Below are 10,711 nucleotides of genomic sequence, written 5' to 3' on the forward strand. Positions count from 1 at the left end.
GGGTCAGCCCGCCTTCCGGTAGACCAGCCAGCGCAGCTCGATCGGCGACTCCTCGCGGGTGACGTCGAAAACGTCGAGGCCGCTTGCCCAGCCCTCGAACCAGCCGGTCGGCGGCCAGGCGCCGGGGGGCAGGTGGGCCTTCTCGTAGTCGTAGGCGGAGTCGTCGGCCACCGGCGCGAGGGGCAGGCCCGCCGCGGCCCCGGTCACCTCCTCGCGGGTGAAGATCATGGTGTTGCACTGCTGCCCGAGCTGCCGCGCGGCGTCGTCCGGGACGTAGCCCGGCCGCGGCAGGAAGGTGTTGAACACCAGGCGCCCGCCGGGGGCCAGGCAGTCGGCGGCGAGCTCGAACAGGCCGCGCAGCTCGCGCGCCGTGCGGAAGTCGGGCACCACCTCGGCGAGCACCATCAGCTGGTACTCGTCGTGGACGCCCTCCATGGCCGTGAAGACGTCGCTCTGGATGACGCGCACGCCCAGCGCTTCGCTGTCCGCCTCCGCCCGCATGACGTCGGCGAACTTCGGCGCGATCTCGACCGCGTCCACCGGGTGCCCGCGCCGGGCCAGGGCCAGCGCGTTGCGCCCGGTTCCCGCGCCGACGTCCAGCACCCGGCACGCCGCCGGGTCGGCCGCCTCGGACGCCAGCGCCAGCACCCGCGCGTCCGGTTCGCTGCCGAACAACGGGGCGGGCCGGGTGGCCACCCAGTTGTCGTAGTCGGCCTCGACGCTGCGCCAGGCGGCGTCGACGCGGTAGTTCAGGCCGGTTCCGAAGGGCGCCTGAAACGAGATGACGATGTCCGAGCGCTGCGACGCCTGGTAGGCCTTCGCCAGCTCGGCTTCCAGCGCCCGCCTGAGCTGTGCCGTTTGCTCGGGCGTGTGGACCACGCCCAGGGTCGCGCACAGGTTGCCGCACAGGTGGACGTACTCGTCGATCAGGCCCGGCACGGCCGGCAGCGTGATTTTGCCCTCGGCGACCGATCGGCGATACAACCGGCTGGCCATCGCGTCGCGCAGCTTCGACGGGTCGAACGATTCGGGTGGCTCGCCCACCAGACTCTTCTACACGACCCGCTTCCCGGTCGCATACCGGCCGCGCCCGGCACCGAGGCCCAAGTTGGCCGCGGAATTGGCTATCGTTACCCGCCGGGCATGTACTACTAGGGGAAGTGCGATTGTTTGCCGGCTCGGTCCCGACTGCGCCGTCCAGTACGTCGTCACCGAAGCCGCCAACGCCCCGGCGGTGTTTGACCCGATCGGAGGGAAACGACATGGACTTCGCGGCGTTGCCACCGGAGATCAATTCCGCGCGCATGTATTTCGGGCCCGGGTCGGGCCCCATGCTGGCCGCCGCGACGGCCTGGGACGGGCTGGCGGCCTCGCTGCACGCCGCGGCGAGCGCCTACCAATCGGAGCTCGCGGCGCTGACGGTCGGGCCCTGGCTCGGCCCGGCGTCGGAGTTGATGGCCGCCGCGGCCGCCCCGTTCGTGGCGTGGACGAGGATCTCGGCCGCGCAGTCCGAACAGGCCGCCAACCAGGCCAAAGCCGCCGCCGCGGCCTACGACGTGGCGTTCGCCGCCACCGTGCCGCCCCCGGTGATCGCGGCCAACCGCGCCGAGCTGGTGGCCCTGGTGGCGACGAACATCTTCGGGCAGAACACCCCGGCGATCGCGGCCACCGAGGCGCAGTACGCCGAGATGTGGGCCCAGGACGCCGCCGCCATGTACGCCTACGCGGGCGCCTCGGCGCTGGCGACGGCGCTGACGCCGTTCTCGCCGCCACCGCGAAACACCAACGCCGCCGGGCCGGCCACCCAGGCCGCCGCGGTGGCGCAGGCGACCGGCACCTCCGCGGGAAGCGCGCAGAGCACGGTGTCGAGCGTCCCGCAGGCGATGTCGGCGGTGCCCGCCGCCCTGTCCAGCCTCGCGGCGACCCCGGCCCAATCGGTGCCGGTGGACCTGATCGACGTGCTGGGCAGCCTGAGCGGACTCTTGCTCGACCCCGAGATCGGTTCGGCGGGGTTGGTCACCAGCACGATCGCCCTTCCGTACGACGTGGTCGGCGCGCTGACCGGTTTCCACACCGACGACATCGTCAGCGGCTGGGCGGGCATGCAGCCGTTTCCGGGAGTCGGGCCGCAGCCGCCCACGCCGTTCCCCGTCATCACGAACCTGGCGGGTGGATCGGCCGTCACTGCCGGCCTGGGCGAGGCGAGACCCGTTGGGGCGCTGTCGGTTCCGCCGTCCTGGACGGCCGAGACGACGATGATACGGCCCCTGGCGGTCGCGTTGCCGGCGGCGGGCACCGCCGCCGCCGAGGCGTCGGCCGGCAGCGCCGGAAGCCTGTTCAGCCAGATGGCGCTGGCCGGCATGGCCGGGCGCGCGCTGGCCGGCACCGGCGGCGCCGGCGGCGGACCGGGCCGCAAGGAGCGGATCGGGGCGCCCACCGGCACGAAGAAGACCGCCGAGGGCAAGGACGCGCCCGAAGAGGCCCCGCCCGGCGGCCCGCTGACGAGCATCGCCGCCGAGCTGCGCGAGCTGGCCTCCCTGCGCGACGCGGGAATCCTCACCGACGAGGAATTCAACGCGCAGAAAAAACGTCTATTGGCACATTAAGCCCATAACGAATTGTCTCTCAGGGCAATAGTTGCCCTTCGATCGTAAATGGCGCATTTGCATTTGAAGACGCCGGAACTCGCGGGCCCGAAAGTGCCGCCGTTTGCACGAAATTCGAGCCCGCATCTTTGCGGCGCCTGCGTGGATGGGCGTCCTCGATCTCCCCGTTCACGGGCGCGCGGCACACCGGCGAGGACACGATCGCGGCACGGCGAGCTGACCGGTTTTACGCGCGCTAATCCGCGCCACGGGTTTCTATATTTTTAATATTCACCTCGCCCGAAACGGCCATATACTGACGGCACCCCAGACGCCTACAGAAAAGAAGGGGCACGAAATGTTTGCACCGCGCTTGCTAACGAAACTGGCCATCCCCGTAATGGTCGGCGCTGCCCTGACCACCGGCACCGCGGTCGCCATGGCCGACAGCAGCGACGACTCCTACATCGCGAAGCTGCACGGCCTCGGGTTCACCTGGGCGTCGGGCGGGGAGTCCGACATGGTCGCGATCGGTCACCAGATCTGCGCCGACCGCATGGCCGGCAGTACGCCCGACGCGATCGCCTCGGACATCCACTCCACCCTGAGCTCGAAGGGCTACTCGTTCGCCGACGTCGCCGGGATGGTGAGCGCGGCGGAGTCCGTGTACTGCCCGGGTTAATCGACCGGGCGGGCATCGCGCGAACGCCCACACACTCCGCATACTGATCTCGTGATGCGGGTGGACAGTCTGCGCCGCTACCCGGTGAAGTCGATGCTCGGCGAAGCCGTGGAGAGCCTGTTCGTCGACGAGGGCGGCGCCGAGGGGGACCGGCGACTGGCGCTCGTCGACACCGAGACCGGGCACGTGGCCAGCGCCAAGCAGGCGCGGCTGTGGCGCGGGCTCCTCCAGTGCACGGCCCACGCGGGCGCGGGGCCGGTGCGCATCGGGCTGCCCGACGGCACCACCGTCACCGCCGACGACCCCGGCGTCGACGACGTGCTGTCGCGGCTGGTGGGGCGGCCGGTGCGGCTGGTCAGGCAGCGACCGGACGGCGCGACGCTGGAGCGCCCGGATCCGGAGAAGCTGCTCGAGCTGGGGCTGGACGCCGCGGCCGCCGAGGTCGGTGGCCGGATCGTGAAGATCGCGCAGGCGACCCCGGGCGACTCGTTCACCGACGAGGCACCGCTGCACGCGATCACCACGGCCACCCTCGAGCACATCGGCGTGGAGGCGCTGCGCTACCGGCCGAACCTGGTGATCGCGACGCCGCCGGGCGAGCCGCCCTATGGCGAAAAGGATTGGGTCGGTAGGGAACTCCTCGTCGGGGAGGTGCGGCTGCGCCCCCTGACGGAGACGTCACGGTGCGTGGTGCCCACGCTCGAGCACGGTCCGCTGCCGCGCGCGCCGCAGGCCCTTCGCACGCCCGCGGCCGAAAACCGTTGGGACACGGGCGGTCACGGCAAGCAGCCGTGCGCCGGGGTGTACCTCGCGGTGCTGGCGGCGGGCGTCGTCCGGGTCGGCGACCCGGTCACCGTCGGGCCGTGAGCCGCGGCGGCGGCCGCGGTCAGGCCCCCAGGTTGCGCACCGCGGTGTCGAGATCCTCGGCCTGCTCGGCGATTTCACGATCCGACAGCTTTTCGCCGCCCGCGCGCTGCACCACTTCCCCGCGGGTCGCGACCTGTAGGGCCCCGCGATATTCCGCCGAGTCCAGTTTCGCCGGAGTGACGACCTCGACGCGCCCCTCGATCGCGACCAGCGCGGCATCGTCGTCCTGGCAGGCGAGCAGTCGCTTGACGTCGTCGGGGCCGACCGTCATGTCAGCCTCCCGCCCCGACGATCTTCATGACGAGCAGCACCGCCACCGCGAGGAACAGCGCAGCGAAAATGCAGACGCCGACGACCGTGAGGACGGCGCCGGGCGTCATCCGGCGGGCGTTGGGCGGCCGACGCTGGGCCACACCCGACGTCTGAGGGGCGGCCGGCGGGGTGGTCCCCGGGGTGACGCCCCCGCCCCGTTCGAGGCCGGGGGTTTGCCCGGGATCGGGATCCGGGGGTTGCGCGGTCATTCTCGCCGGCCCTTTCGTTTTCCGCCCGGGCGCATTGCCACGCGGACGCAGTTGTCCTTCTTGTTCTTGAACAGGTCGTAGGCGCGCACGCCGTCCGCCAGCGGAAGGTCGTGGGTGATCAACTTGGCGGGATCCAGGTCGCCCTGCTCGACGTAGTCGAACAGGCGCTTGACGTAGCGCTGGCCGTGTTGCTGGGCCGTCTTCAGGGTCAGGCCCTTGTTGGTCAGCACGCCCGTCGGGAACTTGTCGGTCAGCCCGTAGACGCCGAGCACCGCCACCACTCCGCCCTTGCGGCAGGCCAAAATCGCCTGGCGCAGCGCATTGGCGCGGTCGGTCTCCATCCGCAGCAACTGCTTGACCCGGTCGTAAACCTGCTGCAGCCCTGTCCCGTGGCCCTCCATGCCGACCGCGTCGATGCAGCCGTCCGGCCCGCGGCCACCGGTCATCTCCCGCAGCGTCTCGTGCACGCTGTCCACCGCGGTGTAATCGATCGTCTCCAACCCGAACCCGTTGCGTGCCAAGGCAAGCCGCTCGGGGAAGCGGTCGATGACGATCGCCCGCTCGGCGCCGAGCAGCAGGGCGCTGCGCGCCGCCATCAACCCGACTCCGCCGGCGCCCCACACCGCGACCGTGTCCCCGCCGGCGATGTCGCAGAAGTCGGCGCCCATGAACCCGGTGGGCGCCGCGTCGGACACAAACAGCGCTTGTTCGTCGGTGATGCCGGCGGGGATCGCGAAGCAGTTCGTGTCGGCGAACGGGACCCGGACGTATTCGGCGTGCGAGCCCGCGTAGCCGCCGAATGGGTGTGTGTAGCCGTAGATTCCGCCCGAGGGGTAGCCCAGCAGCGGCTGCTGCAGTTCGGCATTGGGGTTGGTGGTGTCGCAGCAGGAATACATCTCGTGCTCGCAGAACCAACACCGGTCGCAGGCGATGAACGACGGCACCACCACCCGGTCGCCCACCTTGGTGTCGCGCACCTCGGGGCCGGTTTCCACCACCTCGCCCATGAACTCGTGGCCGAAGACGTCGCCTTCGCGCATCCCGGGCAGGTAGCCGTCGATGAAATGCAGGTCCGACCCGCAGGTGGTGGTGAGGCGGACCTCGACGATGGCGTCGTGGGGGTTGAGGATCTTCGGGTCGTCGACCGTCTCCACCGAGAGGTCGTTGACGCCGTTCCAGCACAGTGCCCGCATTGCCGTCCCCCTTACCGCGCCGACGCCCGCGCGCTGGGGTTGCTCCGGATGGTCGGCACCTCGCCGGTCTGCATGAGCGCGCGCAGCCGGTACAGCAGCTTGAACGCGGCCGCCCCCGACAGCAGGCCCGGGACCGGGCTGGCGACCCGCAGGGTCACCTCGGTGCCCAGGCCGCGCGGGGCGGGCCGGTAGCTGACCGCGATCTCGTTCTTGTCGCCGGTGCCGACGAAGCGGACCCCGCCGGGTTCCGCGACCAGTTGGGATTCCCAGACCGCCTCGGGGTCGGTGTGCAGGCGCCACCGGTAGCGATCCGGCCCGCCGGTGTCGACGTCGGCGATGTCGCCGAGAACCGTCGACAGCTGCTGGGGGTCGCGCCAGAACCGCTCGATCCGCTCGGGCGGGCATGCGATGGTGACGGTCTGCCCGGCCACCCGGCGCGGCTGGGCTTCGAGGATCTTCTTCACCACGCCCACCGCTTGGTCCCTGGCGCCTTTGGCCAAGCCCAGATAGCTCACGCCGGCCCCCTCCCGTTGGGATTTGTTCGTTGGGGCCTTGCGATACCCGCGCACACGGCGGCCAAACGGCGACCGCCGAAATACGGCCCCGCAACAGGGCTAGCGCGTCCCGCCGGTGTGGGCGCGGCTCAGCGCCACTTGATCCCGCACCCGATCGACGGCCGCTGGTCGGGGTCGACCGGCCGCCCGGCCAGCACGGCGCCGACGGCGGCCCGGACGTCGGCGGCCGTCACCGGTTTGCCGTTGTTCGGGCGGGAGTCGTCGAGCTGGCCGCGGTAGACGAGGCGGCGCTCGCCGTCGAAGACGAACGTGTCGGGCGTGCAGGCCGCGGAGAAGGCGCGGGCGACGTCCTGGGTCTCGTCGTAGAGGTAGGGGAACGTCCAGCCGTGGGCGCGGGCCTCGGTGACCATCTGGTCGGGCCCGTCCTGCGGGTAGGTGACGACGTCGTTGCTCGAGATGCCGACCATCGCGACGCCCTTCTCCGCGAGGTCGCGGCCCAGCGCGGCGAGTCCGGCGGCGACGTGCTTGACGTACGGGCAGTGGTTGCAGATGAAGGTGACGACGAGCGCGGGCCCGGTGAGGTCGTCGAGGCTGACCGTGGCGCCGGTGGCCGGCTCGGGCAGCGAGAACGACGGGGCGGGGGTGCCGAGGGCGAGCATGGTGGACTCGATGGCCATGCCCGCCAGCCTAACTCGGCGCTACAGCTTGGAACCCAGGCCCGCGATGAGATTGACGGTGACCGCCAGGACGACCGCGCCGAGAAGGTAGGACAGCATGGCGTGCCGCAGCACCGTGGCCCTGATCGACGCCAGCCCGACCTCGGTGTCGGAGACCTGGAAGGTCATGCCGACGGTGAAGGCCACGTACGCGAAGTCCCGGAAGCACGGCGGCTCGGGGTCGTGGAAGTTGATCCCGCCCGGTTCGCCGGAGTAGTACAGGCGCGCGTAGTGCACGGTGAACAGCGTGTGCACGGCGAACCAGGACGCCACGACGGTCGCGACGCCGACGAGGGCGGCGGCCAGGGCCTGGGCGCCGCTGCGCGTCCCGGCGGCCACCACGTAGCCGACCCCGGCCAGGCTCGCGACGCTGGCCCATACGATGACCGAGTCGGCGACCCACCGGGTGGGGTCTTCGCGGGTCACGTATTCGCGGGTCCGGTCGGCATCCATTCCGCCCAGCAGCAGCCGCGTCCACACGACATACAGACCGGCGGTCGCGATCCAGCCGACCAGGGCGAACCGCCAGCCGGCCGTGTTGCCCACCGCGACGGCCACGACGACGCCGAGCACGAGGGCGATCAGGATGCGGACCGCGACGGTGTCGCGGGTCAACGCACCGACGGATTTCACCCGGTCTGCGTGTTGGGCGACGCCGGACCCAGGTGGTTGGCCACGAACGTCGCGGCCTGATCCGTCATCCCGGACTGGATGTAGGAGACGTGGGCCATGATGTTGCCGCCCGAGGAGCAGATCGGGTCGTCCGGGGCGCACAGGCTGATGGTCTTGCCGGCGAGCAGCGGGCTGATGGTCGGCAGCGGCTGGCCGCCCCACAGCATGCTGGAAAACCCGCTGGAGGGCTCGCCGAACAGGGCCACGGCGGCGACGCGGTCGGCCGCGGGGGCCGAAAGCGTCTGGCTGGCCAGGTCGATCACGGTCGAGCCCTGGGAGTATCCGCCGAGCACGATCTTGGACTTCGGGCAGTTGGCGACGACGTCCTGGATGTGCGCGCTGGCGTCGTTGGAGCCGGCCGTCGCGCTGTTGTGGTAGTCGTCGTTGGCCGGGTAGTTCACCGCGTAGGCGTCGACGGACCGCCCGCCGGCCTGGGCGGTGAGGGAGTCGACGAAGGCCTGGCCGACGTCGGCGAGCCCGGGCTCCTGGTGGGTGCCGCGCGCGTACACCACGGCGACGTCGGCGCACGGTGCGGCGGACGCGGCGGGGGTCAGCACGGGCGCGCTCAGCGCCGCCCACGCCGTCACGGCCGGGATACCAACGATGCGGGCAAGCCTGCGTGGGTTCATTGCCAAATGTTGACACACCGCCGGCCACCGCCCGGCGGCAGCCCGTTGCCGCCACCGGCGGTCGATGTAAGGGGACCCGCCCGGCGGTGCCGGGCGCGGCCGACCCGCCCGAACGTTGTTGGCGGGGAACCGCTTTGGTGAATTCCGAGATATCCGGGCCGGATTTTCCTAGAGTTTGGCGTACCGGTCTTGCGGTTGAGGGGAAAGGACGCCCGGGGGATGAGCTTTCTGACGTCGCCGCCGGAGATCATTTCGTCGTTGCTGTATACGGGCCCGGGCTCGGCGCCGATGCTGGCCGCCGCGGCGTCCTGGGACGGGCTGGCCACCGAGTTGGGTTCCGCCGCGCAGGGGTTCTCCTCGATCACCTCGGGATTGGCCGCCGAGGCGTGGCAGGGCGCGGCGTCGACGGCCATGGCCACGGCCGCGGCGCAGTACACGGGGGTTTTGTCCGCCGCCGCCACGCGGGCGCAGGCGGCGGCCGCGCAGGCCCAGGCGGTGGCCGGCGCGTTCGAATCGACCGTCGCCGCCACCGTGCATCCCGCGCTGGTCACGGCCAACCGCAACGAGTTCGTGCAGCTGGTCCTGTCCAACCTGTTCGGCCAGAACGCGCCCGCGATCGCCGCCGCCGAATCCACCTACGAGCAGATGTGGGCCGCCGACGTCGCCGCGATGATCGGCTACCACGGCGGGGCCTCGGCCGCGGCCGCGCAGCTGTCCACCTGGTCGGAGGCGCTGCAGGGCCTGCCGGGCCAGGCGGCCGCGGTGACCTCCACAGCGGCCTCCACAGCGGCCTCCACAGCGGCGGCCAACCCGGTGAGCGCGGCGCTGAGTGCCGTGGCCCCGGCGGCCGCCGACCCCCTGACGGGCCTGCTGGGGACCGTCGAGCACTACGCCATCAACGTGATCAACGCGCCCACCGAGGTGCTGTTCGGCTTTCAGCTGATCCCCACGACGCCGCCGGTGTCCCTCGGCGGCTCGATCTCCGGCACCGGGCCGTCCGCCACCGGCTCCGTCCCGCTGTCGGTCTACGGCGGCACCGAGCCGCTGGTGAACGCCTCCGTCGGCGCCGGCGCCCCGGTGCCGCTGCTGGTCGACACCGGATCGGCGGGGCTGGTCATCCCCTTCACCGAGGTGGGGGGTTTGACGGGCCTGCTGCGGCTCGGGTTGCCCCTCGGCCTGGGCATCAGCGGCTACAGCGGCGGGCTGGACTACGTCTACGCCACCTACAACGCGCCGGTGAACTTCGGCGGCGGGCTCGTCACCGCGAACACGCCCGTCAACGTCGAGCTCTTCGCGTTCCCGACGAACCTGTCGACGCTGGTGAACAACGGGTTCACGTTCCAGTCGTTCTTCGCGTCCGACGGCGCGGCCGGCGTCCTGGGCGTGGGGCCGAACGCCACCGGCCCGGGCCCCAGCATCCCGCTGCAGGCGCTGCCGGGGCCGTTCAACCAGGGCCTGCTCATCAACCAGCCCGGCCACGTTCTGCAGTTCGGTGACCCCATGCAGCTCGGAACCGGTTTGACCCAGCTAGCTCCGCTTCCCGCGATGCCGATTACCAACCTGAACGTCACGGTCGGCGATAGCCCCACCGCCACCCCCATCACCGTGCCGTCAATCGTCGACTCCGGTGGCGTGCAGGGCACCCTCCCGGCGGGCCTGAACGCGCAACCGGGGGATGTCATCAAGGTGTCTGCCGGTGACACTCTGCTCTATTCGTTTACTTACGGCCAGGACTACTCCCCGGTGCCGATCTCGAGCGGGCAGATGAACACCGGCAACCGGCTCTTCCAGAACCATCCGGTGCTCATCAACTACGGCACCGGCGAAGCAAAGATTTATTCGTAGTAGATCTGAGCTTCGGCGAAATCCCGGATTTTCGGTTCGCAATTTCCTAAAGTCTGTCTGCCCCACGTCGACGTGGCGTGGGTCCCGTTCCCAACGGCGGGGTGGTGGCAGCGGAGCGAAAGGACGAGCCGGCGATGAGCTTTCTGACGTCACCACCGGAGATCCTTTCGTCGTTGCTGTACTCCGGTCCCGGCCCGGCGTCGATGCTGGCCGCCGCCGCCTCGTGGGACGGGCTGGGCACCGAGCTGGCCACCGCGGCGCAGTCGTTCTCCTCGGTCACGTCGGGGCTGGCCGGCCAGGCCTGGCAGGGGCCCGCGTCGGCGGCGATGGCGCAGAACGCGGCCCGCTACGCGGGGTACCTGGCCCAGGCGGCGGCGCAGGCGCAGGCGGCGGCGGCGCAGGCCCGGGTGGTGGCCGGCGCGTTCGAATCGACCGTCGCCGCCACCGTGCATCCCGCGCTGGTCACGGCCAACCGCAACGAGTTCG

13 protein-coding genes are annotated in these 10,711 nt (G+C 71.1%); 5 read left to right on the forward strand and 8 right to left on the reverse strand.

Annotation, left to right across the window (positions count from 1 at the left end):
• Window positions 1-3: 3 nt before the first annotated feature.
• The gene (locus tag BST11_RS12035; RefSeq protein ID WP_276034103.1) at window positions 4-996 is read right to left on the reverse strand and encodes a class I SAM-dependent methyltransferase; all 993 of its coding nucleotides are present in this window, start codon (window positions 994-996) and stop codon (window positions 4-6) included.
• A gap of 266 nt (window positions 997-1,262) precedes the next feature.
• Here BST11_RS12035 and BST11_RS12040 point away from each other — a divergent pair, with 266 nt between their 5' ends.
• The 3 genes from BST11_RS12040 (at window position 1,263) to BST11_RS12050 (ending at window position 4,134) form a co-directional block, all read left to right on the forward strand.
• Window positions 1,263-2,606, forward strand: a complete 1,344-nt coding sequence (locus BST11_RS12040; RefSeq protein ID WP_083138193.1) for a PPE family protein, SVP subgroup — start codon at window positions 1,263-1,265, stop codon at window positions 2,604-2,606.
• Between the two features lie 337 nt (window positions 2,607-2,943).
• Window positions 2,944-3,267: a DUF732 domain-containing protein gene (locus BST11_RS12045; RefSeq protein WP_244897622.1), complete on the forward strand. Its 324-nt coding sequence runs from the start codon at window positions 2,944-2,946 to the stop codon at window positions 3,265-3,267.
• Window positions 3,268-3,321: 54 nt separating this feature from the next.
• Entirely contained in the window at window positions 3,322-4,134 is an 813-nt protein-coding gene (locus BST11_RS12050) for an MOSC domain-containing protein (RefSeq protein WP_083138209.1), read from the forward strand.
• A gap of 19 nt (window positions 4,135-4,153) precedes the next feature.
• On the opposite strand, the gene BST11_RS12055 is transcribed toward BST11_RS12050, so the two are convergent.
• The 7 genes from BST11_RS12055 to BST11_RS12085 form a co-directional block, all read right to left on the reverse strand.
• A complete protein-coding gene (locus BST11_RS12055; RefSeq protein ID WP_083138195.1) occupies window positions 4,154-4,405 on the reverse strand; it encodes a hypothetical protein in 252 nt (83 codons plus the stop codon).
• A gap of 1 nt (window position 4,406) precedes the next feature.
• Window positions 4,407-4,655 carry a DUF6480 family protein gene (locus tag BST11_RS12060; RefSeq protein ID WP_083138196.1) on the reverse strand — a complete coding sequence of 83 codons (249 nt, stop codon included), beginning with the start codon at window positions 4,653-4,655 and terminating at the stop codon, window positions 4,407-4,409.
• Window positions 4,652-5,848, reverse strand: a complete 1,197-nt coding sequence (locus BST11_RS12065) for a zinc-dependent alcohol dehydrogenase (protein ID WP_083138197.1) — start codon at window positions 5,846-5,848, stop codon at window positions 4,652-4,654. The genes BST11_RS12060 and BST11_RS12065 overlap by 4 nt, the downstream gene beginning before the upstream one ends.
• 11 nt (window positions 5,849-5,859) lie before the next feature.
• Window positions 5,860-6,363, reverse strand: a complete 504-nt coding sequence (locus BST11_RS12070) for an SRPBCC family protein (protein WP_083138198.1) — start codon at window positions 6,361-6,363, stop codon at window positions 5,860-5,862.
• Between the two features lie 128 nt (window positions 6,364-6,491).
• Window positions 6,492-7,040: a thioredoxin family protein gene (locus BST11_RS12075; protein WP_083138199.1), complete on the reverse strand. Its 549-nt coding sequence runs from the start codon at window positions 7,038-7,040 to the stop codon at window positions 6,492-6,494.
• 21 nt (window positions 7,041-7,061) lie between these two features.
• Window positions 7,062-7,712, reverse strand: coding sequence for a DUF1345 domain-containing protein (locus tag BST11_RS12080; protein ID WP_083138200.1), 651 nt, complete (start codon window positions 7,710-7,712; stop codon window positions 7,062-7,064).
• Window positions 7,709-8,380, reverse strand: a complete 672-nt coding sequence (locus BST11_RS12085; protein WP_067321525.1) for a cutinase family protein — start codon at window positions 8,378-8,380, stop codon at window positions 7,709-7,711. Before BST11_RS12085 ends, BST11_RS12080 begins: the two co-directional genes overlap by 4 nt.
• Before the next feature lie 219 nt (window positions 8,381-8,599).
• Between BST11_RS12085 and BST11_RS27605 the strand changes: the two genes are divergently transcribed.
• Both BST11_RS27605 and BST11_RS12095 read left to right on the forward strand, forming a co-directional pair.
• Window positions 8,600-10,225, forward strand: coding sequence for a PecA family PE domain-processing aspartic protease (locus tag BST11_RS27605; RefSeq protein ID WP_083138201.1), 1,626 nt, complete (start codon window positions 8,600-8,602; stop codon window positions 10,223-10,225).
• 134 nt (window positions 10,226-10,359) lie between these two features.
• Window positions 10,360-10,711, forward strand: a 352-nt coding sequence (locus BST11_RS12095; RefSeq protein WP_142276312.1) for a PPE family protein, incomplete at its 3' end; no start/stop codon positions are given.

Source organism: Mycobacterium alsense (assembly GCF_002086635.1).
Classification (GTDB): domain Bacteria; phylum Actinomycetota; class Actinomycetes; order Mycobacteriales; family Mycobacteriaceae; genus Mycobacterium; species Mycobacterium alsense.

Coding starts and splice junctions, on each gene's coding strand:
- BST11_RS12055 (WP_083138195.1), bottom strand. CDS start 4,405: ATGACGGTCGGCCCCGACGACGTCAAGCGACTGCTCGCCTGCCAGGAC.
- BST11_RS27605 (WP_083138201.1), top strand. CDS start 8,600: ATGAGCTTTCTGACGTCGCCGCCGGAGATCATTTCGTCGTTGCTGTAT.
- BST11_RS12065 (WP_083138197.1), bottom strand. CDS start 5,848: ATGCGGGCACTGTGCTGGAACGGCGTCAACGACCTCTCGGTGGAGACG.
- BST11_RS12060 (WP_083138196.1), bottom strand. CDS start 4,655: ATGACCGCGCAACCCCCGGATCCCGATCCCGGGCAAACCCCCGGCCTC.
- BST11_RS12035 (WP_276034103.1), bottom strand. CDS start 996: ATGGCCAGCCGGTTGTATCGCCGATCGGTCGCCGAGGGCAAAATCACG.
- BST11_RS12045 (WP_244897622.1), top strand. CDS start 2,944: ATGTTTGCACCGCGCTTGCTAACGAAACTGGCCATCCCCGTAATGGTC.
- BST11_RS12075 (WP_083138199.1), bottom strand. CDS start 7,040: ATGGCCATCGAGTCCACCATGCTCGCCCTCGGCACCCCCGCCCCGTCG.
- BST11_RS12050 (WP_083138209.1), top strand. CDS start 3,322: ATGCGGGTGGACAGTCTGCGCCGCTACCCGGTGAAGTCGATGCTCGGC.
- BST11_RS12085 (WP_067321525.1), bottom strand. CDS start 8,380: ATGAACCCACGCAGGCTTGCCCGCATCGTTGGTATCCCGGCCGTGACG.
- BST11_RS12040 (WP_083138193.1), top strand. CDS start 1,263: ATGGACTTCGCGGCGTTGCCACCGGAGATCAATTCCGCGCGCATGTAT.